At 64.2% G+C, this 24,293-nt stretch carries 26 protein-coding genes; 15 read left to right on the top strand and 11 right to left on the bottom strand.

The features are described from left to right. Window positions 1-41: 41 nt before the first annotated feature. Window positions 42-578, top strand: a complete 537-nt coding sequence (locus AOT87_RS06075; RefSeq protein ID WP_030093400.1) for a TetR/AcrR family transcriptional regulator — start codon at window positions 42-44, stop codon at window positions 576-578. A gap of 7 nt (window positions 579-585) precedes the next feature. On the opposite strand, the gene AOT87_RS06070 is transcribed toward AOT87_RS06075, so the two are convergent. Both AOT87_RS06070 and AOT87_RS06065 read right to left on the bottom strand, forming a co-directional pair. Beyond that, window positions 586-1,908 (bottom strand): lipase family protein, encoded by a 1,323-nt coding sequence (locus AOT87_RS06070; RefSeq protein ID WP_057969058.1) that lies wholly within the window; start codon window positions 1,906-1,908, stop codon window positions 586-588. Window positions 1,909-1,973: 65 nt separating this feature from the next. Further along, on the bottom strand, window positions 1,974-2,693 hold the full coding sequence (locus AOT87_RS06065) for an NUDIX domain-containing protein (protein WP_057969100.1): 720 nt from the start codon (window positions 2,691-2,693) through the stop codon (window positions 1,974-1,976). Window positions 2,694-2,776: 83 nt separating this feature from the next. Here AOT87_RS06065 and nadA point away from each other — a divergent pair, with 83 nt between their 5' ends. The 3 genes from nadA to nadC are packed head-to-tail and all read left to right on the top strand — an operon-like array spanning window position 2,777 to window position 6,233. Continuing rightward, entirely contained in the window at window positions 2,777-3,805 is a 1,029-nt protein-coding gene (nadA, locus tag AOT87_RS06060; RefSeq protein WP_046253784.1) for a quinolinate synthase NadA, read from the top strand. Next, window positions 3,802-5,373 carry an L-aspartate oxidase gene (locus tag AOT87_RS06055; RefSeq protein WP_057969057.1) on the top strand — a complete coding sequence of 524 codons (1,572 nt, stop codon included), beginning with the start codon at window positions 3,802-3,804 and terminating at the stop codon, window positions 5,371-5,373. The genes nadA and AOT87_RS06055 overlap by 4 nt, the downstream gene beginning before the upstream one ends. Beyond that, on the top strand, window positions 5,367-6,233 hold the full coding sequence (nadC, locus tag AOT87_RS06050; protein WP_057969056.1) for a carboxylating nicotinate-nucleotide diphosphorylase: 867 nt from the start codon (window positions 5,367-5,369) through the stop codon (window positions 6,231-6,233). Before AOT87_RS06055 ends, nadC begins: the two co-directional genes overlap by 7 nt. A 2-nt stretch (window positions 6,234-6,235) precedes the next feature. Here the strand turns inward: nadC and AOT87_RS06045 are convergent, their stop codons facing one another. From AOT87_RS06045 to AOT87_RS06035, 3 genes are read right to left on the bottom strand one after another with little or no spacing between them, the layout of a single operon-like run. Continuing rightward, the gene (locus AOT87_RS06045; RefSeq protein ID WP_057969055.1) at window positions 6,236-7,270 is read right to left on the bottom strand and encodes an ABC transporter substrate-binding protein; all 1,035 of its coding nucleotides are present in this window, start codon (window positions 7,268-7,270) and stop codon (window positions 6,236-6,238) included. A 2-nt stretch (window positions 7,271-7,272) separates the two neighbouring features. Beyond that, window positions 7,273-8,139, bottom strand: coding sequence for an ABC transporter permease (locus AOT87_RS06040; protein WP_030093393.1), 867 nt, complete (start codon window positions 8,137-8,139; stop codon window positions 7,273-7,275). After that, window positions 8,129-8,938: an ABC transporter ATP-binding protein gene (locus AOT87_RS06035; protein ID WP_030093392.1), complete on the bottom strand. Its 810-nt coding sequence runs from the start codon at window positions 8,936-8,938 to the stop codon at window positions 8,129-8,131. The genes AOT87_RS06040 and AOT87_RS06035 overlap by 11 nt, the downstream gene beginning before the upstream one ends. Window positions 8,939-9,078: 140 nt before the next feature. Between AOT87_RS06035 and AOT87_RS06030 the strand changes: the two genes are divergently transcribed. Together AOT87_RS06030 and AOT87_RS06025 are read left to right on the top strand one after the other, a co-directional pair. Further along, the gene (locus AOT87_RS06030) at window positions 9,079-10,761 is read left to right on the top strand and encodes a sensor histidine kinase (protein WP_234795869.1); all 1,683 of its coding nucleotides are present in this window, start codon (window positions 9,079-9,081) and stop codon (window positions 10,759-10,761) included. Then, window positions 10,758-11,426, top strand: a complete 669-nt coding sequence (locus AOT87_RS06025; protein WP_057969054.1) for a response regulator — start codon at window positions 10,758-10,760, stop codon at window positions 11,424-11,426. Before AOT87_RS06030 ends, AOT87_RS06025 begins: the two co-directional genes overlap by 4 nt. Here the strand turns inward: AOT87_RS06025 and AOT87_RS06020 are convergent. Together AOT87_RS06020 and AOT87_RS06015 are read right to left on the bottom strand one after the other, a co-directional pair. After that, a complete protein-coding gene (locus AOT87_RS06020) occupies window positions 11,410-12,057 on the bottom strand; it encodes a nitroreductase (RefSeq protein WP_057969053.1) in 648 nt (215 codons plus the stop codon). The two genes, AOT87_RS06025 and AOT87_RS06020, sit on opposite strands and share 17 nt — an antisense overlap. Window positions 12,058-12,106: 49 nt before the next feature. After that, entirely contained in the window at window positions 12,107-12,481 is a 375-nt protein-coding gene (locus tag AOT87_RS06015) for a nitroreductase family deazaflavin-dependent oxidoreductase (protein ID WP_057969052.1), read from the bottom strand. Between the two features lie 221 nt (window positions 12,482-12,702). On the opposite strand from AOT87_RS06015, the gene hisD reads away from it, so the two are divergent. Genes hisD through hisI form a run of 8 tightly spaced genes read left to right on the top strand, consistent with a single transcriptional unit; the run spans window position 12,703 to window position 19,060 of the window. Then, window positions 12,703-14,004, top strand: a complete 1,302-nt coding sequence (gene hisD, locus AOT87_RS06010) for a histidinol dehydrogenase (protein ID WP_044104009.1) — start codon at window positions 12,703-12,705, stop codon at window positions 14,002-14,004. After that, complete coding sequence (locus AOT87_RS06005; RefSeq protein WP_057969051.1) at window positions 14,001-15,134, top strand: histidinol-phosphate transaminase; 1,134 nt, start codon at window positions 14,001-14,003, stop codon at window positions 15,132-15,134. Before hisD ends, AOT87_RS06005 begins: the two co-directional genes overlap by 4 nt. Further along, window positions 15,131-15,754, top strand: a complete 624-nt coding sequence (gene hisB, locus AOT87_RS06000) for an imidazoleglycerol-phosphate dehydratase HisB (RefSeq protein WP_057969050.1) — start codon at window positions 15,131-15,133, stop codon at window positions 15,752-15,754. Before AOT87_RS06005 ends, hisB begins: the two co-directional genes overlap by 4 nt. Then, complete coding sequence (hisH, locus tag AOT87_RS05995) at window positions 15,751-16,401, top strand: imidazole glycerol phosphate synthase subunit HisH (RefSeq protein ID WP_046253774.1); 651 nt, start codon at window positions 15,751-15,753, stop codon at window positions 16,399-16,401. Before hisB ends, hisH begins: the two co-directional genes overlap by 4 nt. Then, a complete protein-coding gene (gene priA, locus AOT87_RS05990; protein WP_030093383.1) occupies window positions 16,398-17,129 on the top strand; it encodes a bifunctional 1-(5-phosphoribosyl)-5-((5-phosphoribosylamino)methylideneamino)imidazole-4-carboxamide isomerase/phosphoribosylanthranilate isomerase PriA in 732 nt (243 codons plus the stop codon). The genes hisH and priA overlap by 4 nt, the downstream gene beginning before the upstream one ends. A gap of 1 nt (window position 17,130) precedes the next feature. Beyond that, complete coding sequence (locus AOT87_RS05985) at window positions 17,131-17,937, top strand: inositol monophosphatase (RefSeq protein WP_109398725.1); 807 nt, start codon at window positions 17,131-17,133, stop codon at window positions 17,935-17,937. Continuing rightward, window positions 17,934-18,707, top strand: coding sequence for an imidazole glycerol phosphate synthase subunit HisF (gene hisF, locus AOT87_RS05980; RefSeq protein ID WP_057969048.1), 774 nt, complete (start codon window positions 17,934-17,936; stop codon window positions 18,705-18,707). The genes AOT87_RS05985 and hisF overlap by 4 nt, the downstream gene beginning before the upstream one ends. Continuing rightward, entirely contained in the window at window positions 18,704-19,060 is a 357-nt protein-coding gene (gene hisI, locus AOT87_RS05975; RefSeq protein ID WP_030093380.1) for a phosphoribosyl-AMP cyclohydrolase, read from the top strand. Before hisF ends, hisI begins: the two co-directional genes overlap by 4 nt. On the opposite strand, the gene AOT87_RS05970 is transcribed toward hisI, so the two are convergent. From AOT87_RS05970 to AOT87_RS05955, 4 genes are all read right to left on the bottom strand, one after another. Then, window positions 19,034-19,492: a peroxiredoxin gene (locus AOT87_RS05970; RefSeq protein ID WP_030093379.1), complete on the bottom strand. Its 459-nt coding sequence runs from the start codon at window positions 19,490-19,492 to the stop codon at window positions 19,034-19,036. The two genes, hisI and AOT87_RS05970, sit on opposite strands and share 27 nt — an antisense overlap. A 10-nt stretch (window positions 19,493-19,502) precedes the next feature. Further along, window positions 19,503-19,931 carry an HIT family protein gene (locus AOT87_RS05965; RefSeq protein ID WP_057965865.1) on the bottom strand — a complete coding sequence of 143 codons (429 nt, stop codon included), beginning with the start codon at window positions 19,929-19,931 and terminating at the stop codon, window positions 19,503-19,505. Between the two features lie 167 nt (window positions 19,932-20,098). Beyond that, a complete protein-coding gene (locus AOT87_RS05960) occupies window positions 20,099-22,939 on the bottom strand; it encodes an RND family transporter (RefSeq protein WP_057969047.1) in 2,841 nt (946 codons plus the stop codon). Next, window positions 22,936-23,379: an MmpS family transport accessory protein gene (locus AOT87_RS05955; protein ID WP_057969046.1), complete on the bottom strand. Its 444-nt coding sequence runs from the start codon at window positions 23,377-23,379 to the stop codon at window positions 22,936-22,938. Before AOT87_RS05955 ends, AOT87_RS05960 begins: the two co-directional genes overlap by 4 nt. 379 nt (window positions 23,380-23,758) lie before the next feature. Here AOT87_RS05955 and AOT87_RS05950 point away from each other — a divergent pair, with 379 nt between their 5' ends. Beyond that, window positions 23,759-24,250 (top strand): MarR family transcriptional regulator, encoded by a 492-nt coding sequence (locus tag AOT87_RS05950; protein ID WP_057969098.1) that lies wholly within the window; start codon window positions 23,759-23,761, stop codon window positions 24,248-24,250. Window positions 24,251-24,293: the final 43 nt, after the last annotated feature.

Here is a 24,293-nt window from a genome sequence, read left to right as displayed (position 1 = left end):
TACTGCTTACCGACCGGAAAGTCAGTGACTATTATCGGACGATGACCCCCGAAGCGCCCGTCGCGATCAACACCAGGGAGCGCATCCAAGCGGTCGCGCGAGATCTCTTCGCCGAGCAGGGGCTGCGCAACACCAGCCTGCGGGACATAGCGGCCCGGCTGGATATCACCAAGCCCGCTCTCTACTACCACTTTTCGTCGCGTGACGATCTGGTACGGAGCATCGTGCAGCCGATGGTGGACGACCTGGAGGCGTTTTTGGCCACCGGCGGATCACGGGACGCGCGCCAACTGTTGGAGGACTATTTCGACGTGCTGTGGGCGCATCGCGTGGTGCTGGGCATCATCGTGCGCGACCTGGCTACATTAGGACAGATCGAGCTGGGAGAGTGGATGATCGAATGGCGACGCAAGCTGATCACACTTCTGGCGGGCACCAAACCCTCACCGGTACAGATGATTCGGGCGACAGTGGCCCTCGGCGGATTGTCGGACTGCACCATCGAGTACGCGGGCCGAACACGTACACAGGTCAAGAAGACTGCCGTGGACGCCGCCCTTGCCGCGTTGAACAGCTGACCCTTCTCTAGAGAGGACGGCCGCCCAGCACCTTGGCGCTCACCCAGCCGAGCTTGAACAGGCCCAGGTAGGTCGAGGGCTTCAACGCCAGCGGCCAGCTCGTACGCCGCGGCTCCGTGCCCAGGCCGTCGCCGGCGAATCGTGCGCGCAACCATGCCATCGACATGGGTGCGGACATCGGGTGCAGCAGCAGGTGCTCGTTGAGCAGGTCACGGTGGTAGGCGACGTGGGCGCCACCGCCGCGATAGGTCTCGGCGAGTTCGTCGATGCACGACGTCGAAATGATCTGGTCGTGCACGGCCTGGACGATGAGAACCGGAGGAGTGGGGACGGTCTTTCCGAGCTTGATGCTCTCGAAGACATGCTGCACCTCAGGGGTCTCGAGGAGCTGATCCAGCGGCTGGTCCACCAGATCGTCCATGTCTTTGAAGGCCATGGCGACGATCGCCCGCAAGGTTGGCATGCCTTCGAGCCGACCGAGGAACTCCTTGCCCTGGGGCGTCGCATGCTCCTCGATCACCCGCTCGAGGCCCGGATACACGTGCGAGAGGGCGGCGACGACCAGCCCGGGCAGCGCGGCGAACAGCCCGCCGTTGAGGCGACGGAAGGTGTGCCCCAGGTCGCCTACCGGAGAACCGAGGACCGCACCGGCAATATCGAGCTCGGGTGCGTACTCGGCACTGACTTCCGCCGCCCAGGCGGTGGCAAGTCCTCCGCCGGAGTACCCCCACAGTCCGATGGGCGCACGCCGGGACAACCCGAGGCGCTCACAGTCCAGTGCCGCCCGAATTCCGTCGAGCGTCCGATACCCGGGCTCCTCCGGCGCACCCCAGGTCCCGTCGACGCCCTCGTGATCGGGTATGGAGACGGCCCAGCCCTGGGCGAGCAGTGCCGCGATCAGGAGCAGTTCGAGCTGCGTGAAGGAGCCGAGCGCATGGGCACCGCGGCGCAAGGCATAGGAGGGGAAGCACCGGTCGGTGACGGCGTCGATGGCGCATTGGTAGGAGACGATCGGAACGGATGCCGCCGGGTCGGTGCCGGTGGGCGTGAGAACGGTGGTCACCGCCGTTTCAGGGCGGCGATTGAGGTCATTGCTGCGGTACAGCAGCTGCGTCGCGGTGAATCGCTGCGGTATCACGCCCAGGAACCCGATCTCGACATCGCGGGTGCGCAGCACGGTGCCAGGCAGGGCGTGTTCGAATCCGCGGGGTGGCAGATAGAACGGATCCTCGGTGGGCAGCAGCGGGCGCGCGCCGCGCTCGAGCTCCTGATGAGGCGGTTCGCCGATCCACTTGACGTCACCGGATATCGCCAGATCGTGGGGTGCCATGCCCGAGCTCCCTTCAAGGTCCCCGGCATTCATACCCTAAGAAGACTCTAAGAGGCTAGTCCCCGTCAGCCGGGAGGGCGTAGCGCGGCAAATTCATCGGTGACCCGGTACCGGTCGTCGGTGAATCGGTAGAGCGCGGCGGGCCGACCGCCGCTGCGGCCCGATCGCACGGTGGTCCCGGTCGGAGTGAGCACACCACGCCGCACCAACACGCGCTGCAGATTGGTCGCGTCGACGGGATACCCCAGCGTCGCACAGTAGATGTAGCGGAGCATCGAGAGCGTGAATTCCTGTGGCGCCAAGGCGAATCCGATGTTGGTATACGACATCTTGGCTATCAGGCGGGTATGCGCGTGTTCGACCATCACCTGATGGTCGAAGGCCATCGCGGGCAGCTTGCTCACCCGGTGCCACTGGGTGTCGGCGGGAAGCTCGGGCGTGGCAGGGAAGGGGACGAGCCCGAGGAAGGTCGAGGCGATGGTGCGCGGACCCGGAACACGCCCCGGTGCAGAAAACACGGCCAGCTGTTCGAGGTGTGCCAACTCACGCACGTCCACCTTTTCGGCGAGCTGCCGGCGGATGGAGGAGGGGAGATCCTCGTCGGCGCGGACCCGGCCGCCCGGCAGTGCCCAGGCGCCGCGGTGCGGTTCGAGCGCGCGCTGCCAGAGCAACACGGCAAGTTCAGGAGTGGGCGTCGATGCATCTGCGCTGGTTGCGGTGTCTTCGAAGTGACGTACTTGGAACACCACGGCTAACACCTCGTGCTCGGTGCTAGTATGGACCATGTTTTCGATCATAAGTCGAAAACCTCGGTCGGCCAAACGCAGCCCGAAGGCTGACCGAGACCCAAGGGCGCGAGGAGGCGGCCATGACGGCAGCTGACGTCGTACTTGACGGCGTGATCGACGGCCCCGGTGGATACACCGGGGTGGAGGGCGATGCCCGTTGGGCCGAGCAAGTGCGTCGGCTGGCCAAGCAGCGCGGTGCCACATTGCTTGCGCACAATTACCAGCTTCCTGCCATCCAGGACGTCGCGGACCATGTCGGCGACTCCCTGGCGCTCTCCCGTATCGCCGCGGAGGCGCCCGAGGACACCATTGTGTTCTGCGGTGTTCACTTCATGGCCGAGACGGCCAAGATTCTCAGTCCGGACAAGACGGTGCTCATCCCGGATCAGCGGGCCGGGTGCTCGCTGGCCGACTCCATCACCGCCGAGGAGTTGCGCGACTGGAAGGCCGAGTTTCCCGACGCCGTGGTGGTCTCGTACGTCAACACCACCGCGGCCGTGAAGGCGCTCACCGACATCTGCTGCACGTCCTCGAACGCTGTCGACGTCGTCGCGTCGATCGACCCGGACCGCGAGGTGTTGTTTTGTCCTGACCAGTTCCTCGGCGCACACGTCAAGCGGGTGACAGGCCGTCAGAACATGCAGATCTGGGCGGGCGAGTGCCATGTGCACGCCGGAATCAATGGCGACGAACTTGCCGGACAGGCGCGTTCACATCCGGATGCCGAGCTGTTCGTGCATCCCGAATGCGGATGCGCGACATCGGCTCTCTATCTGGCGGGAGAAGGTGCCGTCCCCGACGACCGGGTGAAGATCCTGTCCACGGGCGGCATGCTCGACGCGGCCCGTGAGACTCGGGCGCGAGAGGTATTGGTGGCCACCGAAGTCGGCATGTTGCACCAGCTGCGCAAGGCCGCTCCCGACGTGAACTTCCTGGCGGTCAACGACCGAGCCTCGTGCACGTACATGAAGATGATCACCCCCGCGGCCATGCTGCGCTGCCTCGTCGAGGGCCGCGATGAGGTACATGTGGACTTGGACACCGCGCGGCTGGCCCGGCGCAGTGTGCAGCGGATGATTGAGATCGGACAGCCCGGCGGCGGAGAATGACACTACCGGCGGGGACCACCTGGTCGGCCGAGGCCGATGTGGTTGTCGTCGGCGCGGGTGTAGCCGGATTGGCGGCGGCGCTCGCAGCACACCGCCTCGGCCGAAAGGTCGTGGTGCTCAGCAAGGTCGGAGCCACGGCGACGCATTTCGCCCAGGGCGGTATCGCCGTGGTGCTTCCCGATACGGACGATTCGGTCCAGGCGCACGTCCAGGACACACTGACCGCCGGGGCCGGTCTGTGTGACGTCGACGCGGTGCGCTCCATCGTGTCGGACGGCTACCGCGCAGTGCGTGATCTGGTGGAAGACGGTGCCCGATTCGACGAAACACGTTCCGGGCAATGGGCATTGACGCGTGAAGGCGGACACAGCACCCGTCGGATCATTCACGCCGGCGGCGATGCCACCGGCGCGGAGGTGCAGCGAGCACTCGATCACGCCGCGGCGACGCTAGACATCCGGCGCAGTCACGTGGTGCACGACGTTCTCACGGGGCCCGACGGTGTGGGCGGTGTGCTCGTCAAGAACGGCGACGGTCTGGGCGCGATCCGCACCGGGGCCGTGATTCTCGCCACCGGCGGTCTCGGACATCTGTATTCGGCGACCACCAATCCAGCGGGCTCCACCGGCGACGGGATCGCACTGGCCCTGCGTACGGGTGCTCCGGTGGCCGATATCGAGTTCATCCAGTTTCACCCGACCATGCTGCATAGTCCCGGGGCCACCGGCTGCCGTCCTCTCATCAGTGAGGCAGTCCGCGGCGAAGGTGCCGTTCTTGTTGATAAACAGGGAGATTCGGTGACCGCCGGGGTACATCCGATGGGCGATCTGGCACCACGCGATGTGGTGGCCGGGGCCATCGCCCGGCGGCTGCGCGAGACCGGAGATCCATGCGTCTACCTCGACGCACGCGCGATCGGCAACTTCGCGGGCCGATTCCCGACCATCACCGCTGCATGCGTCGCGGCGGGCATCGATCCCGCGGTCCAGCTCATCCCCGTGGTTCCAGGGGCGCATTACAGCTGCGGCGGCGTTGTCACCGATCCCTACGGCCAGACGGAGATTGCCGGATTATTCGCCGCCGGAGAGGTCGCTCGTACCGGCATGCATGGGGCAAACAGGCTGGCCTCCAACAGCTTGTTGGAAGGACTCGTGGTGGGCAGGCGTGCGGGCGAGGCCGCCGCCCGGGTAGTTGGCCGGTCGGCCATTGCCGCAGATCGTGATCGTGCGCAGACACACCTCGAACGTCGACGACTTCAGGCAGCGATGACTCGCTGGGCGTCAGTGCTGCGTGATGCGGACGGGCTCAAGCTACTGGACGAGCAGTTGCGCTCATGCGTCCCAACATCGTCCGATTCCAGCGGTATGAATCCACGTGATGTGGAGGACGCCGCGCTCACCCTGACCGCCGCCGCTGTGGTCAGTGCGGCCGCTGCCCGCGCCGAATCCCGAGGCTGCCATGCCCGCTCGGATTGGCCGGACACCGATCCCGAGTTTGCCGTGAGTCTTCCGGTGCGCCGCGACGCAGACGGATGCGAAGTTGCGCTACCGTCGGGGGTGCCATGTTGACCGAAACATTGACGGAAACCGAACTCGCCGAGGCGCGTTCGGCAGTTAAGCGTGCTCTTGAAGAAGACCTCCGCTATGGCCCCGACATCACGAGCCAGGCAACTGTGCCCGCCAACGCGGAGTGCAGCGCCTCGATGGTGACACGTTCGGGGGGAGTCGTTGCCGGCATTGACATTGCCCTCATCGTTCTCGACGAGGTTGTCGGCGCAGGGAATTATCGCGTCGAGAATCGCCTCACCGACGGCACGCGCGTGGGTACCGGAACGCCGCTGCTCACCGTCACCGCCCCCACTCGCGATCTGCTTACTGCCGAGCGCACCATGCTGAATCTGGTGTGTCACCTCTCCGGAATCGCGACCACCACCGCTGCCTGGGTGGATGCTGTCGACGGAACCGGCGCGCAGATCCGCGATACCCGCAAAACCCTTCCGGGACTGCGACTCCTGCAGAAGTATGCGGTGCGTGCCGGCGGTGGTGTGAACCACCGCCTCGGCCTCGGCGACGCCGCACTCATCAAGGACAATCACGTGGTGGCCGCCGGTTCGGTGGTGGCCGCGTTGCGGGCGGTCCGCGCGGCCGCTCCGAACATCGAGTGTGAGGTCGAAGTCGACTCTCTCGAACAGCTCGACGAGGTCATCGCCGAGGGGGCAGAACTCGTCCTTCTCGACAACTTTCCTGTCTGGCAGACCCAGGTGGCCGCGCAGCGTCGTGATGCACGCGCTCCGCAACTCAAGCTGGAGTCCTCCGGGGGGCTTTCGCTGGAAACGGCGGCCGCGTACGCCAAGACGGGTGTCGACTATCTTGCGGTGGGTGCGTTGACGCACTCGGCCCGAGTGCTCGACATCGGTTTGGATATGTAGCGTCAATCCCGAAGTGCGGCCCGTGCGAACTCGGTCGTGTAGGTGGCGGTGATGTCGATACGCTGCTTCACGGGCGCCACATTCTTGGAATACATCCCGAGGATGCGTAAGGCATTCTGTGCGCCTTCGGTTTTCATCAACCCGTCACCGTTGAACATTCCGATGGAATCGGCGATCGACTGCAGGTACAGGTCCTTGTTTCCGCCCGCATATTGAGGTGGCATCTTGTCCGCGATCTGTGCGGGGGAGTGCTCTTTGATCCACCGCAGCGTCTGGACGAATGCCGTGACGAGCTTCTGCACGATCTCGGGATGCGCCTTCACCGTGTCGCACCGCATGTAGAGCGCGGTCGACGGATACAGACCGCCGAGAGCCTGGCGTGTTCCCGCCTCGGTGCGCATGTCGACGAGGACCTTGGCCTGGCCCGCGTTCACCATCTGCGCCACCGTCGGATCCGTGGTCATACCGGCGTCGATGCCGTCATGGTTCATTCCGGCGATGAATGTCTGTCCCGCACCGACCTTGACCCGGTTGTAGTCGGCGGTGTTCAGTCCGGCCTGCCCTGCCAGGGCCTGCGTCAGGAAGTCTGTGGATGACCCCAGCGAAGTGACACCGAGGTTCTTGCCACGGAAGTCGGCAGGAGACGAGACGGTCGCGGTGTCCCTGGCGGATACCAGCTCCACCTCACCCGGAACGTCTGCCATCTGAACCACCGAGGTAATGCATTGCTCCTTGGCCTGCAGGTCGATGGTGTGGTCATAGAAGCCGACAACCGCCTGCACATCGCCGGTGAGCAACGCGGTCTCCGCGGTGGCGCCCGACTGCTCACTGAGCAGTGTCACGTCGATGTCGTTGTTCCTGAAGTGGCCGAGCTGCTGGGTGAGCATCGCCGGTAGATAGATGATCTTCTCCAGGCCGCCCACCATGATGGTGACCTGCGGTCTGCCATTGGCCATCGGGATGTGCCGGGAGTCCCGGCATCCAGCGGTCAACAGCACAGCGGTGATGAGAACGAAGGTGAGTACGTGTCTTCTCATCACTACACTCCGTGACCCGAACTGGATTGTGTGGGACGCCATTTCAGCAGCCGGGATTCGGCGATACCGATGAGCCATTCGGCGAGCAGGGCGACTACCGTGATGATGATCATGCCGGCGTAGATGCCCGCAGAGTCGAATGTGCCCTGGGCGTTGCTGATCAAAAGGCCCAATCCCTTGCTAGCGCCCGCATATTCACCGACGACGGCGCCGATCAGGGCGAATCCGAACGCGGTATGCAGGCTCGACAGAATCCAGCTTGTCGCGCTGGGTAGCACGATCGAGGTGAGGATGCGGGTAGGGCTGGCACCGAGAATCCGGGCATTGTTGATCACGTTTCCATCTACCTCACGGGCACCGGTGAACGCGTTGAAGAACACCGCGAAGAAGACCAGAACCACCACGGTGGCCACCTTGGAACTCAGCCCCAGACCAAACCAGATGATGAACAGTGATGCCAATACGATGCGCGGAACAGCGTTGAGCGCCTTGATGAACGGTGCCAACACCTCCGACCAATAGCGGCTGCGGCCCAGCAGCACACCCAATGTCACTCCCGCGACGGTACCGATCAGGAACCCCAGAACGGCCTCTTGCACAGTGGTGAAGATCTGCAGCCATATCGAGCCGAACTGGGTGCCGACGGTGAACCACTCAATCAATCGGCCCCAGATCAGTGAGGGCTTCGAGTAGAAGAAGGGATCCAGCCATAGCGTGGCGGCCAACTCCCACGAGGCCAGCCACACCACCACCAGCAGGGTCCGCAACCCCCAGACGCGAATCTGGCTGCGACGCTTGTTGCGACGGGCGCGCTCGAGGATGTCCTCGTCGCTTTCGGACACCGGACGAATGAGCAGACTATGCGACACGAGACTCTCCCTTCGCGCGAGCGGCCTCGACCTGATCGCGCAGTGTTTCCCAGATTTCGCGGTAGATCGTCCGGAATTCGTCGGTGAGTCTCACCTCTTCGACATCGCGGGGACGCGGGAGGGTGACAGGAAAGTCACCACAGACGGTGGCAGGGCTTGCGGTCATCACCACCACTCGGTCGGCCAGCACGATCGCCTCCTCGAGGTCGTGGGTGACGAAGATGACCGCCGCTCCGGTGCCTGACCACACCCGCAGCAGTTCGTCCTGCATGAGCTGGCGGGTCTGTACATCGAGGGCGCTGAATGGCTCATCCATGAGCAGAATCTCGGGTTCGTTGACCAGGGTCTGGGCCAGCGCTACACGCTTGCGCATCCCGCCCGAGAGCTGATGCGGGTAGTACTTCTCGAACCCGGCCAGGCCCACGGTCCGGACCCAGGTCGCTGCCCTCTCACGGGCCGCGTCCTTGCTCGCGCCGCGATAGATCGGACCCAGGGCGACGTTGTCGATCACGTTCTTCCACGGCAGGACCGCATCCTGCTGGAACATATAGCCCACCCCTGCGGGGATATCGGATACGTCCTCGCCGCGCACCAGAACACGGCCGGCCGATGGCGGTTCAAGTCCGGACACGAGGGACAAGGTGGTTGACTTACCGCATCCGGTGGGGCCGACGACGGCGACGAATTCCCCGGCGCCGATGTCGATGTTCAGATCTCGGACCGCGGTGTGGATACCGTCGCCTCGATTGGAGGGGAACCGTTTGGTTGCGCCCTGAAGTTCGATGAGTGGAAGCGTCATTGCCTTCTCCTTCGCTAGCCGACGGAGACTGAACATAAGTGGTGGGCGTCACAGATTTCTGCTTGTGCGCACTACCCGCGCAAATCGTGGATTTCGTCAGTTTTGCGCATTCTGCGCACGGCCTGCCTAGGCTCGGGCACATGGGTTCCGGGAAGCGCATCGTGCTGCGATTGCGCACGCAGGTGCTTCTTCTGCAGGTCGCCGTGATTTTTCTGGCATTGGGTTTGGCGTTCGCGGTGCTCGCCGCGGTGGGCGATCGGCGGCTTTCCTCCGAGTACGGCCAGCGGGCGCTGGCGATCGCGGGAACGGTGGCGGCCATGCCGGAGGTACGGGCACGGGTTACCGAGTATGCGCAGGGCACGCTCATTCCGGGACAGGGCCTCACCGATGAGCTCTCCGATGGGCCGCTGCAACACATCGCTGCTGCGGTGCTGGAGCGCAGCGACGCGCTGTTCGTGGTGATCACCGATGAGCATGGGCTCCGGCTGGCGCACCCCACGCAGGAGCGACTGGGCCACCCCGTCAGCACCGATCCGTCGGGCGCTCTTTCCGGACGAGATGTGGTCGTCGAGGAGACGGGGACGCTGGGAGGCTCCGTACGGGCCAAAGTGCCGGTCCGGCAGCCTGGTTCGTCAACCGTGGTGGGGGAGGTCAGTGTCGGCGTATCGACCACCGCTGTGCGCGACAGATTGTTCTCGGATCTGAGGATCGCGGGATGCGTTGTCGGTGTGGCATTTCTGTTCGGAATCGGCGGCTCGGTGTTGTTGGCTCGCCGGTGGCGAAGCCTCACTCTGGGCCTGGAGCCCGCCGAGTTGGCCGAGTTGGTCAGAGAACAAGCGGCGGTTCTCCACGGCATCGGCGAAGGGGTCCTCGCCGTGGATGTCGAGGGGCGCACGACAGTCGTCAACGATGAGGCGAAACGTCTGCTGGGGCTGGATGAGGTGACCGGGCAGCCGGATAGCGATATCGGCTTGACGCCAAGGATTCTCGGGGTGCTTCGGGAGAAGTCGGCGGCGCCGGTTCTGGCAACGGTAGGTGACCGGGTTGTGGTGGTGACCGCACGGCAAGTGACCCGGGCTGGGCGTGAGCTTGGTGCGGTGCTCACCGTGCGCGATCGAACGGACGTCGAATCCCTGACTCGGCAGTTGGATGCGGTCCAGTCGATGAGCGCCGTACTGCGGGCGCAGCGGCATGAGTTCGCTAACCGCTTGCACCTGCTGAGCGGGCTGGTGCATGGAAATCGGACGCAGGAGGCTGCCCGGCTCCTGGACGAGTTGCTCGGTACCGGGCCGCTGGGTGCGGCACTTCCGGATATCGAGACGTTGGGCGATCCCTATCTTCAGGCCTTTGTGGCGGCGAAGACCGCGAACGCGCGCGAGGCAGGCGTCACTCTGACACTGGGCGACAACACCTGGGTATCTGGCACTCTCGTGCATCCCGTTGATGTCACGACTGTGCTGGGCAATTTGATCGACAATGCGATCGATGCGGCACGTACCGGGGCTGACCCGCACCGTCGGGTCGAGGTCGGTGTGGTTCAGGATGGTTCTACGCTGCATATCAGTGTCGCCGACAGCGGTGACGGCGTTGCCGAATGCGTGGCGGATGATCTTTTCGCAGAAGGGATCTCGACCAAGGAGCATGCCGCAGTGCCGGGTGGCCGCGGAGTGGGCCTGGCATTGTCGCGCCAGATCGCCCGGGGGCTGGGCGGCGATGTATGGCTGGCGACGGCAGCGGGGACAGGCCCCGGGCTTGCGGGTGCGGAATTCAGTGCGCGGATGCCATCGGTGATGACCGAGACCGACGGGAAGGACCCGGGATGAACGAAACCACGATCAAGGTGCTGATCGTCGACGATGACTTCCGGGTGGCCAACTTGCATGCCGGGATTGTCGATGCGGTACCGGGATTCACGGTTGTGGCGACTGCGAACAGCATCGGTGCCGCTCACGAGGTGACGAGGTCGACCGACGTCGATCTCGCACTGGTCGACGTGTACCTTCCCGACGGGTCCGGGATCGACTTCGTGCGCGAGTTGCGCTGCGATGCCATGGTCCTGTCGGCGGCGGTCGACGGCGCCACGATCCGGCATGCATTGATCGCCGGTGCTGCGAGCTATCTGGTGAAGCCATTCGCCAACGCCTCGCTGGTGGCGCGGCTGACTGCGTACGCCCGGTACCGCAAGATCCTGCACAGTGACGAGCTCAGCCCCGCCGAGGTGGACGCCGCTCTGGAGTCCCTGCGGCCCAGTGTCGGCGTGCCGCGCGCCGCGGCCGCGGCGTCGCCGACCAAGCAGATCGTCCTGCATGCGATTCGGGATGCGCGCTCGCCCATGTCGTCGGCGGAAGTAGCTGTGGCGGTGGGTATCTCACGTGCGACCGCGCAGCGCTACCTGGCCTCACTGGTGGGAAGTTCAGAATTGCAGATGCGGTTGCGGTACGGCACCACCGGCCGTCCCGAGCAGGAGTTCCTCATTCCAGGAACGTGACATTGGCACTGACCGGGTCGCGCGGGGCGCGTACAGCATTCACCGGGGCATCGGGATTCGCGTAGCCAATGGACACCGCGCAGACCAGATTCAGACTCTCGGGCAGCTTGAGTACCGGGCGGATCGCTTCGGGAAACATGGCGGGAGCGACCTGCATGCACGAACCGATCCCGCGCGACTGCAGGGCCAGGGCAAGAGTCTGCAGGTACATGCCGACTCCGGCGATATCGGCCGGGCCAAGCCGTGAGTCCACCCCGACAATGGCGGCGGTGGGTGCACCGAAGAACCTGAAGTTCCGCAGCCCGGCCTCCAAACGTGCCTCGGCATCGCCGCGCTGGACACCGAGCGCCCCGTAGACCTGGACTCCGACAGCGAACCGCCGAGCGTTGTATTCGTCGGGAAGCTCCATGCGGCCCAGGCCGTTGCTCCGCACGCAGGCCACCAACGACTCGCTCAGGCGCTCGCGTATCGCGCCTTCGGCGATGACGACGCGCCACGGCTGGATGTTCGAGTTCGATGGCGCGTGCTGTGCCGTCTCCAGGGCAGCCAACAGAACATCCCGGGGGACAGGTGTCGACAAGAAATCACGGATCGAGGACCGGTCACGGACCAGCTGTTCGAAATCAGACACGCCTCAGTATGGGCACGACTCGCCCAGAAATTCAACAGCTGATGAATATCTACTGGGCGATATCGGCGACGAACACTCCCGCGCGCTTGTTCACCTGGCGGGTCGCCCGGGTCAGTCCCGGATCCCCTTGGCCTTGCTCCACGATGCGCGGGTTGATCACATGAATCTGCTTACCGCGGAAGAGCGTGATGTCGGCACCGCCGGCGGCGATCACGTTCTTCGTCCAGTTGGTCTTGCCGTGAATCAGTCCGATGGAGAGGACATTGCCTTTGCGGAATGCATTCACAGTGGTTTCGTACTTGGCGCCCGAGGTGCGGCCGAAGTGCGTAACGGTGGCGAATGAAGGCAGAAAGCGTGCGATAGGGGCCATGATCGGGTTAATGAACTTGATCTGAGCTCGCTCAAGCCAGTCAGGCAGAAGCATGGGCACGCCGGGCTGATGGTTTGCTGACATCGATGATCCGATCGTTGTGGGTCGGTGCGGCTTTTCGTGGACGAGTCTAGTTAGACGTGCGTCACACACAACCGGTGACTGCGTGGTAAATGGTGTTGAGCAGCTCTGGGAGAATGGCGGATGTGATCGACGGACCCACCCCAGCAGATGCTCTTGGTGCAGGCGGCACGACGCTGCTTCGCCGTATCGACATGCGTGGTGCAAGCCTGTCCCCGTCCCATCTGCGCTCTGCCCTCCCGCGGGGCGGGACCGACGTCGACGCCGTGCTCCCGACGGTGCGGCCGGTCGTCGAAGCGGTCCGAGACCGCGGCGCCGAGGCGGCACTTCAGTACTGCGCCGAGTTCGATGGTGTCCGCCCCGAGACCGTTCGCGTGCCGGCGGCCGAGCGGGAGCGCGCCCTCGCTGAACTGGACCCCGCGGTGCGCGACGCACTCGAGGTGGCCATCCTGCGCGCGCGGGCGGTGCACGCCGATCAGCGCCGCCAGGACACGGTGACCACCGTCGCCGATGGTGCCACCGTGACCGAGCGATGGGTGCCCGTGGAACGCGTCGGCTTGTACGTTCCCGGCGGTAACGCCGTGTACCCGTCGAGCGTCGTGATGAATGTCGTGCCGGCGCAGACGGCCGGAGTCGGTTCCCTCGTCATCGCTTCACCGCCGCAGGCGCAGTTCGGCGGGCTGCCCCACCCGACGATTCTCGCGGCGGCGCAGTTGCTTGGAGTTGAGGAGATCTGGGCGGTCGGCGGTGCGCAGGGAATCGCGCTACTGGCCCATGGCGGCGTCGACACCGATGGCGGCGAACTTGCTCCGGTCGACATGATTACCGGGCCCGGCAATATCTACGTGACCGCGGCCAAGCGGTTGTGCAGGTCGCTGGTGGGCATCGATGCCGAGGCAGGCCCCACCGAGATTGCCATCCTCGCCGACGAGACGGCAGATCCGGTGCATGTGGCCGCCGACCTGATCAGCCAAGCTGAACACGACGTGTTAGCGGCAAGCGTGCTCGTCACCACGAGTGAAAAACTGGCCGATGCGGTGGTGAAAGAGACCGCCGCACAGCTGGAGACGACCGTGCATGCCGAACGTGTCACCGCGGCGTTGACCGGCCCCCAGTCGGGAATCGTGCTCGTCGACGATCTCAGCGCTGGAATCAAGGTCGTGAATGCCTATGCGGCCGAGCACCTGGAAATTCAAACTGCCGATCCCGTGCCCGTGGCCGCCCGTGTGCGCAGTGCCGGTGCGATCTTCCTGGGCCCGTGGTCGCCGGTAAGCCTCGGTGACTACTGCGCCGGATCCAATCACGTACTGCCCACCGCCGGGTGTGCACGGCACTCCAGTGGGCTGTCCGTGCAGACCTTCCTGCGCGGCATTCACATCGTGGATTACACCGAGGCCGCCCTCAAAGAGGTTTCCGGGCACGTGATTACGCTTGCCAACGCTGAGAATCTGCCTGCGCACGGTGAGGCAGTTCGGCGCAGGTTCGAGCGATCATGAGCGATCTGATCGGAGGCGCGGCCCGGCTGGAAGACTTGCCGCTGCGGGATAGCCTGCGTGGCAAGAATCCCTACGGCGCACCGCAGTTGACCGTGCCGGTGCGGCTGAATACAAACGAGAATCCGCACGAACCATCGGACGGTCTGATCGAGGACGTCGCCGCGTCGGTTCGCGAGGTGGCCGCGGAATTGCACCGATACCCAGACCGGGACGCGGTGGCCCTGCGCACGGATCTGGCGGCATACCTGACGGGGCAGACCGGGGTGCCCGTCGCTGCCGAGAATGTTTGGGCGGCAAACGGTTCCAACGAGATACTGCAGCAACTGCTGCAGGCCTTCGGCGGGCCCGGGCGCAGCGCGCTGGGCTTCACGCCGTCGTACTCGATGCACCCGATCATCTCCGATGGAACCCAGACGGAATGGATGCAGGCTCAGCGCCTGGAAGACTTCTCGCTCGATGCCGGTGCGGCGGTCGACGCGATTCGAGCGCGTCAGCCCGATGTCATCTTCGTGACGAGTCCCAACAACCCAACAGGACAGTCGGTTCCGCTGCAGGACTTGCGGCAGATCCTCGACGAGGCACCGGGCATCGTGATCCTGGACGAGGCATACGGCGAGTTCTCTTCAGCGCCAAGCGGAATCACGTTGATCGACGAGTATCCGGCGAAGCTGATCGTGAGCCGCACCATGAGTAAGGCCTTCGCCTTCGCCGGTGGGCGGCTGGGGTACCTCGCTGCGGCACCGGCGGTCATCGATGCGCTGCTGCTGGTGCGACTGCCGTACCACCTCTCCGTGCTCACCCAGGCCGCCGCGCGTGCCGCGGTGAAACATGGCTCCGAGACCCTCGGCAGCGTTGCGACGTTGGTCGCCGAACGTATCCGGGTATCGGAAGCGTTATCGGCCAGCGGATTCAAGGTCATTCCCAGTGACGCGAACTTCGTGCTGTTCGGCCGATTCACCGATTCGGCCGCGAGCTGGCAGCGTTATCTCGACGCGGGTGTTCTCATCCGCGATGTCGGCATTCCGGGATTTCTGCGCGTCACCATCGGGTTGGCGAGCGAGAATGACGTGTTCTTGAAGGTCAGCGACAATCTGGCCGCGACGGACCTAGAGAAAGGTGCGCCCTCATGACGGCATCGGCGTGGAATCGGGTGGCACGCGTGGCGCGCGCCACCCGCGAGTCGGACATTGTGGTGGAACTGAACCTGGACGGCACCGGCCAGGTGCACATCGACACCGGCGTGCCGTTCTTCGACCACATGCTCACGGCCCTCGGCACCCACGCCAGTTTCGATCTGACGATCACGGCCAAGGGCGACACCGAGATCGAGGCGCACCACACTGTGGAGGACACCGCCATCACTCTTGGCCAGGCGCTCGCCGAGGCGCTCGGTGACAAGAAGGGAATTCGCCGGTTCGGTGATGCCTTCATCCCGATGGACGAAACCCTGGCCCACGCCGCGGTGGACGTTTCCGGCCGACCGTACTGTGTGCACACCGGCGAACCGGATCATCTGCTGCACACCACAATCGCAGGTTCTTCGGTTCCCTATCACACCGTCATCAATGCGCACGTGTTCGAGTCGTTGGCGCTCAACGCCCGGATCGCGCTGCATGTGCGCACGCTGTACGGCCGCGACCCGCATCACATCACCGAGGCGCAGTACAAGGCTGTCGCCCGAGCGCTGCGCCAAGCGGTGGAACCCGATCCCCGGGTTACCGGAGTGCCGTCGACCAAGGGCAGCCTGTGACCGGTGCTGGACCTAAAGTCGTTGTCCTCGACTACGGTTCGGGCAATCTGAGATCGGCACAGCGCGCGCTGGAACGGGTCGGTGCCGATGTCACGGTGACCGCCGATGCCAACGCGGCGCTGAACGCCGACGGTCTTGTCGTGCCCGGGGTGGGCGCCTTCGCGGCCTGCATGGAGGGACTGCGCGGTATCGACGGTGAGCGGATCATCGACGTGCGACTGTCCGGGGGCCGCCCTGTGTTGGGCATCTGCGTCGGCATGCAGATCCTGTTCAGCCACGGCATCGAATTCGGTGTCGACGCCGAGGGCTGCGGTCAGTGGCCCGGCGTGGTCAGCCGCCTGGATGCACCAGTGATCCCGCATATGGGCTGGAACACCGTCGATGCGCCGGCCGAATCGGATCTGTTCGCAGGTCTGGACGCCGACACGCGTTTTTACTTCGTGCACTCGTACGCCGTACAGAAATGGGAGCTGGAAACGCCCGTCGACTCACCGATCGCGAAGCCGCTGGTGACCTGGGCGACCCATCACGTGCCATTTGTCGCGGCAGTGGAGAATGGGGCACTTGCTGCCACTCAGTTCCATCCGGAGAAGAGTGGCGATGCGGGGGCCGTGTTGTTGAGCAATTGGGTGAAGGGAATCTCTTGAGTCTCGTTCTATTACCGGCGGTCGACGTCGCCGATGGTCAGGCAGTGCGCCTCGTGCAGGGCAAGGCGGGCAGCGAAACCACCTACGGTTCACCCCGCGATGCGGCTTTGGCGTGGCAGAACGACGGTGCCGAGTGGGTGCATCTGGTGGACCTGGATGCGGCCTTCGGTCGTGGTTCCAACCGCGAGCTGCTGGCACAGGTGGTAGGCGAGCTCGATGTGAAAGTAGAGCTCTCGGGTGGCATCCGCGATGACGAGTCTTTGACGGCAGCCCTGGCGACCGGCTGCGCCCGAGTCAATCTCGGTACCGCCGCACTGGAGGATCCGCAATGGTGTGCCTCCGCGATCGCGCGCCACGGCGAGCGCGTGGCCGTAGGGCTTGACGTGCAGATCGTGGACGGTGAGCACCGGCTACGGGGCCGCGGCTGGGTCAGCGACGGCGGCGATCTCTGGGAGGTACTGGAACGTCTGCGCGGTCAGGGGTGTTCGCGCTACGTCGTCACCGATGTGACGAAGGATGGCACTCTGACCGGTCCGAACCTCGAGCTGCTTGCGCAGGTCGCAGGTGTGGCGAACGCACCTGTGATCGCCTCGGGCGGGGTGTCGAGCCTGGATGACCTGCGGGCCATCGCGGAGCTGACCGGGGCGGGTATCGAGGGCGCGATCGTCGGAAAGGCCCTCTACGCGGGCCGTTTCACCCTGCCGGATGCACTGGCTGCCGTCTCCTGACATGCCTGATCTGAATGCGCTAGTAGCCGAGGCGTCCTTGATTCTGGACGTGGCGGCGCAGCGCTTCGTGGCCGGGCACGGTGCCGATGGTGTCGTGTTCAAGGGTGGTAAGGACTTCGCCACCGAAGAGGACCTGGCCATCGAGCGGATGGTGGTGGAGGCGCTTACCGACCGCACCGGAATCGGTGTGCACGGCGAGGAATTCGGTGGTCCGGCAGTGGATTCTGGTCTGGTTTGGGTGGTGGATCCCATTGACGGAACCGTCAACTACGCGGCGGGTTCTCCGATGGCTGCGATTCTGCTGGGACTGCTCTCCGATGGGGTGCCGGTCGCCGGATTGACCTGGCTGCCGTTCATGGGGGACAGGTACACCGGTGTCGCAGGTGGTCCATTGGTGCGCAACGGTGTTGCGATGCCGCCGTTGCCACGTGCCGATCTCGCGGATGTTGCGGTGGGCCTGGGCACGTTCAACATCGACTGGAAGGGGCGGGTGCCGGGTCGCTACCGCCTGGCGGTGGTGGAGAAGCTGAGCCGCATCACCTCGCGCCTGCGGATGCACGGCAGCACCGGTATCGATCTGGCGTTCACGGCAGGCGGGATACTCGGCGGCGCAGTGAGTTTCGGCGCGCACGTGTGGGATCACGCCGCAGGTATCGCACTGGTTGAGGCCGCGGGCGGTCACGCGACGGATCTGCGCGGCAATCTTTGGACCCCCGAATCGCCATCGGTATTGGTGGCCGCGCCCGGTGTGCACGAACAGATCCTGGAAGTGCTGGCTGAGGTCGGGGATCCGGAGGACTACCGATGAGTGTTGCTACCCGTGTCATCGCCTGCCTTGACGTCGACGATGGTCGCGTGGTCAAGGGTGTTAACTTCGAAAACCTTCGTGACGCAGGCGATCCGGTCGAGCTCGCGGCCGCATACGACGCCGAGGGCGTCGATGAACTGACCTTTCTCGATGTCACGGCCTCGTCGGCGGGTCGGGCAACCATGTTGGATGTGGTGCGACGCACGGCCGAGCAGGTGTTCATTCCGTTGACGGTGGGCGGCGGTGTGCGATCGGTGGAAGACGTCAATGTGCTGTTGCGAGCGGGCGCGGACAAGGTCGGCGTCAATACTGCGGCGATCGCGCGTCCGGAGTTGTTGGCCGAGCTGGCACAGCGGTTCGGCTCACAGTGCATCGTGCTGAGCGTGGATGCGCGCCGGGTCCGTGAGGGTGACGCGCCGACACCGTCCGGGTGGGAGGTCACGACCCATGGTGGCCGCAAGGGCACCGGGATCGATGCCATCGAATGGACCAGGCGGGGAGCCGAATTGGGTGTGGGGGAGATCCTGCTCAATTCCATGGATGCGGACGGCACCAAGGCGGGCTTCGATCTTCCGATGATCGCCGCCGCGCGTACAGCGGTTGACGTACCCGTGATCGCCAGTGGCGGAGCCGGTGCGGTTGAGCACTTCTCACCCGCGGTCAAGGCCGGCGCCGACGCGGTGCTGGCCGCCAGTGTCTTCCACTTTCGGGAACTGACCATCGCCGAGGTGAAGGCGGCGATGGCCGTGGAAGGGATCACGGTGCGATGAGCGAGCTGGATCCAGGGATTGCCGGTCGCCTCAAGCGCGACGCGGCCGGCCTGATCACCGCGGTGGTGCAAGAGCGCGGCACCGGCACGGTGCTGATGGTGGCGTGGATGAACGACGAGGCGTTGGCGCAGACCCTGGCGACCCGACGCGGGACATACTTCTCGCGATCCCGGCAGCGTCTATGGGTCAAGGGCGAGACATCCGGCCACACTCAGTACGTGCACGCGGTGCGGCTCGACTGCGACGGTGACACGCTAGTGCTGGAAGTCGACCAGACCGGGCCGGCGTGCCACACCGGCGCGCACAGTTGCTTTGACGCCGACGTGTTACTTGCGGGCGCGGAGGAACTCTAGAGCCTTGTCGGCGTGCGCGTTCATGTTGAGCTCGCTCGCGAAGACTTCGAGAATCGTCTTGTCGGTGCCGATGATGAACGTGGTCCGCTTGACCGGAGCCAGCTTGCCCAACAGACCGCGCTTGACCCCGAACGCTGACGAGACCTTGCCGCCGGTGTCCGAGAGCAACGGGTAGTCGAACTTGCGCTTATCGGCGAAGTCGGCCTGCTTGTCTACCGAGTCGACGCTGATGCCGACGCGCGAGGCGCCGACTTCCTTGAATTCGCTTGCCAGATCGCGGAAGTGGCACGCCTCGGCGGTGCAGCCGGGGGTATTGGCAGCGGGATAGAAGAACAGCACGACGGGCCCGTCGGCCAGGAGCGCCGAGAGGCTGCGGGTTGTGCCGGTCTGGTCCGGAAGTTCGAAGTCGGCGACGCGATCACCAGGTTTCATGACTCGAACGCTACGCCAGCGCGTTGGACAGTCGGTTTCCCAGGGCGGAGATGGTCAAGGCGTCACCGCGGATGCCCGGTGCCCACGGCAGACCGAGCCGGTCTTTGGACTTGTCGACATACCGTGGAATCACGTGCAGATGGAAGTGGAACTCCGTCTGCCATGCGTGGGCGCCGCAGCAATTCAGCAGATTCACCCCGTCGGCGCCGAGCTCGGAAACGACCGCTTTCGCTATCCGCTGGGCCGCCACCGCGACGGCACTCAGATCCTCGGCCGGGATCTCGAGGAGGTCCTTGCTGTGCCGCTTCGGAACGACCAGCAGATGGCCGTCCGAACCCGGATTGATATCCATGAAGGCGTATGTGTCGGCATCCTCTGCCACGCGCACACCAGGAACTACACCGGAGACGATTCCGCAGAACAAGCATTCATCGGCCACCGCCTCAGGCTAAAGGCGTTGACGTATCGAATGTATGTTCGATACCGTCGAACGGTTTGGATGCCTTCGACGTGATGAGGTGCGGCATGCCATCGAAGAATGTGACGGTGTTCCTGCCCGGTGGTGTGGTGTGGGAGATTAGCTGGAACGTGTATCGGCGAGCCAGGTCAATGAGTGGCAACAGTCGTTCCCCTGTACTGGGCAGGTGCTGGACGCGAACGGATGATGCGCGGCCACCAGAACAGCGGACCGAGAAGCCGGGCGATCGCGGGAGTGATGAACGATCGCACGATGAGCGTGTCCAGCAGCAGGCCAAGCCCGATAATGGACCCCAGCTGACCGACCGACAACAGGTCGCTGGAGAGCATGGCCATCATCGTCGTTGCGAACACGATGCCCGCGGTGGTGACCACCTTGCCCGAGTTGGCCACCGCTCTGATCAAACCTGTATTCAGCCCGGCTTTGCTTTCCTCCAGATAGCGGGCGATGAGTAGCAGGTTGTAGTCCGATCCCACGGCCACCAGGATGATGAAGGTGATGGGCAGGTTCAACCAGCTCAGCGGTATGCCCAGGAAGTGCTGCCAGACCAGAACCGAAAGGCCGAAGGCACCCGAGTACGAGAACGCGACCGTGCCGATGATGACCAGTGCCGCCACCACACTGCGGGTGATCAACAGCATCACCAGGAAGATCAGCGCGAATGCCGCGATCGCCGCGATCAGGAGGTCGGTCTTGGTGGCGTCCTGGATATCCCAGTACGTTGCGGCCGCACCCCCCAGATAAACCCGCGAACCGGCCAGCGTCGTTCCCTTCAGCGCTTCCTTGGCTGCCGGCAGGTAGGCCTGAGCGTGGTCGATGCCTTCCTCGCTGAGCGCTTCACCGTCGTGATAGATCATGTAGCGCGCGGACTTCCCGTCCGGTGACACGAAGTACTTCAGATCGATCTGGAAGTACGGATTATCGAAGGCTTCGGGCGGCAGGTAGAAGAACTCGTCGTTCTTGGAACTGTCGAAGGCGTGCCCGAGATCCATCATCTGGCGGCCCAGCTCGTTCAGCTGGGTCAGCATCGGCCGCATGGTGCTCTGCTCGGTCAGCACCACTTTGCGCATGTTGTCCAGTTCTGCGGCACTCTTGCCGATGACCTGGACCAGCTGTGGCGTGACGGCGTCCTGGATCATCGCGGCTTTGAGGCTGTCATCGACCGCGTCGGTCATCGAATCGACCTGGTCGGTCATGTCGAACAGCGATCTCATCGCCCAGCACATCGGGATGTCGGCGCAATGCGGTTCCCAGTAGAAGTAGTTCCGCAGCGGCCTGAACTGGTCGTCGAAGTTGGCCAGGGTGTCCCGCATATTGACGGTGACGTCCTTCAACTCCTGTGCGCCCTTGAGCGAGATATGCGCCGAATCGGCCTGCTGCCCAGTCAGGTCCTGCTGCTGGCGCATCAGGGCGGCCATGCGATCGGTGATGTCGGCCATCTGGGTGAACCGGTCGGTGAGATCGGTAAGGAACGGGATCAGCTCGTTGATCTTGGTTCCCATCGTCCCCATCGTGTAGGTGAAGGACGAATGCTCCAGTGGTGTGCCCAATGGCCTGGTGACACTCTGGATCATCGCGACGCCCGGCGTGTGGAACACCTCGCGCGCCACCTTGTCCAAGGCGATCATGTCCGTCGAATTGCGCATGTCGTGGTCGGATTCGATCATGAGCATGTCGCTGTTGAGCTTGCTCACCGGGAAATGCCGGTCGGCGGCCGCATATCCCTGGTTCGCCGGCACGTCGTCGGCTATGTAGATGCGGTCGTTGTAGTTGGGCCGATACGACGGAAGCGTGATCGAACCGATCATCACCACGACACTGCTCACGACGAGAATACGTCCGGGCCACCGCACGGTGACGGTACCCACCTTGCGCCAAATGCCGGCGCTGGCCTTGACTTTCGGTTCGAATACCCCGAAGCGGCTGCCCAGTGCCAGCACCGCGGGCCCGAAGGTAAGGGATGCCGCGACCGCCACGAGAGTTGCGGCCGCACACGGCAGGCCCATCGTGTTGAAGTAATTGAGGCGGGTGAATTGCAGGCAGAACGTCGCGCCGGCAATCGCCAGGCCCGAGCCCAGGATGACGTGGGAGACGCCTCTGACCGCGGAGTAGTACGCGGTCTCCCGATCCTCGCCGGCGTGACGCGCCTCCTGGTATCTACCGATCAGGAAGATTGCATAGTCGGTTCCGGCACCCAGAATCAACGAGACCAGGATGTTCGACGCGAACACAGAGATGCCGATCAGCTTGTGATAGGCGAGGAAAGCGACAACGCCTCGCCCGCACGACAGTTCCACCATCACGATCAGTAGCGTCAGCAAAGCCGTTGCGACAGAACGATAGACGATGAGCAACATCACCGTGATGATGACGATGGTCACGTACATCAGGCGGATCATGCTTTGGTTGCCCACCTGGAGCATGTCCGTGGACAACGGGGCCGAACCGGACACATAGACCTTTACCCCATCGGGGGGCTGGACTTCGGCGACCAACTCGCGGACCGCACGGATCGATTCGTCTGAGACTGTCGAACCTTGATCACCTGCGACGCGCACGAGCGTGTACGCAGCCTGGCCGTCGGAACTCTGCACACCCGCGGCAGTGGTGCCCTGACCCCACAGATTCATGACGTACTGGACGTGCTTTTTGTCGTTTTCCAGCTTGCTTGCCAGCACGTCGTAGAACTTGTGGTCGTCGTCATTCAGCTTGTGATCACCCTCCAGGATGACCATCGCCAGGCTGTTGCTGTCGGATTCCTTGAACGATTCCCCGATGTGAATCAAGGCCCTGGAGGACGGCGCATCGAGCGGCACCAACGGACCCTGATTTGCGTCGGTTACCGGTTCGAGTTGCGGCACCACCGTATTGATCACAATGGTGAACGCCAACCACGCGAGCACGACCAGTATCGAGTACTTGCGAATTGCCTTGGCGAAGCGCGGTTTCTGGGCGGAGTGTGCGCTCATGCGGAAAGCACCTGGCACCAGACACCAGCGTGCTCACCGGTCGCGGTGTGTTCCGAGCGCACCAATCCGTCAACGGTGATGCGGCAGCCCACGTTTCGCCCGGCGACCTGCGCTGTGATGTCTCCGGTCGCGGTCGTCAAGACGGTTGTTTCGGTGTGTGTCCAGGGCAGTCCGGTGAGTTCGATATCGACGGGTCTGTTGTCGGTATCCCAATAGCTCACCCGCGCCCAGCCGCCGTAATCGCCGTACACCTCGTAAACGATGTTCTTGGGATTGAACTGGACAACGGCGAAATTGCCCCCGGGGCTGTGCGTTCGGTCCTGCGATCCGAAGACCCCGTGCGCGAACTTGATGGCCAACCCGGCGACAAGAAGTATGACGATCGCTACTGCGGGTAACCAGATCTTGCTGACCACACGACGGCTTCTGGAAATGCTCATGGCTGCACCTTTCGAGGATCAAGACCAGCGGGGACCCGCAACATCCGGGGGCATCGGCCTGCCTCATTGCCTGCCGAGCGGTGTGGAACGTGGTCGTCACGAGTGACGGCCGATGAGCCTCGCGCTCGATTCGTCCCGGCCATGTGACGGATGGTGAGAGTGGGGGAACGCGCTCATGCGTGACAGATACTATACAAGTTATGTATTAGGTGTGGATCTCGCCGATGAGATCCTTGTCTCAGCAGCTGGTGCGAGTCATTGAGGAATAAAATCGCCGCATCACGGGCGCATGTTGCCGAGCTCGCCGATGGTGACGCCCCGATTTCGATAGCCTGGGCCCGATCCGCGTTTATCTGGCACACCTGGACCGAGAGGCATGATGGCTGTCCACGAGAGTTCGATCACCACCCGTGACTGGACGCTGAACAGGCCGGAGCTCGACACATCGCCGATGGAGGTCATCGGCTCGCTGAAGCGCGCGTCGGGATTGCTCGCCCGGTTGCTCGAGCCTCTCTATGCGACCGCGGCCATCGCCGAGCCCGAGCACGACGTTCTGGTGGTGCTCCGGCACCGCAAGGGTCCGGTGATCGCGCGCCATGTCGCAGAAGAGCTCGGTGTATCGCAAGCCTGGGTGAGCAGAATGCTGCGCAAGCTGGAGGAGCGTGGATACGTACGCCGGGAAGCCAACGCCAACGACCGCCGTGCCGCAATCATCAGCATGACTGACAGCGGGCGGTCGGTCGTGGACGAATTGTTCCCCGAGAGGCTGCGTATCGAGGCCGAGGCCCTGGCCGGACTCGGGGACGAGCGCGCCTCGGTCGTCGCGGGCCTGGAGCGACTCGTCGCGACCCTCAAGGCATACGAGGGTTAGGTTCGCACCGCTGACGCTGGTGGCATGGCCGAATCCGTTGGCG

It is taken from the genome of Mycobacteroides sp. H003 (assembly GCF_001440135.1).
Classification (GTDB): domain Bacteria; phylum Actinomycetota; class Actinomycetes; order Mycobacteriales; family Mycobacteriaceae; genus Mycobacterium; species Mycobacterium gwanakae.
Note: the sequence above shows the minus strand (reverse complement) of the source record. Positions and strands in the feature narration are given on the sequence as shown.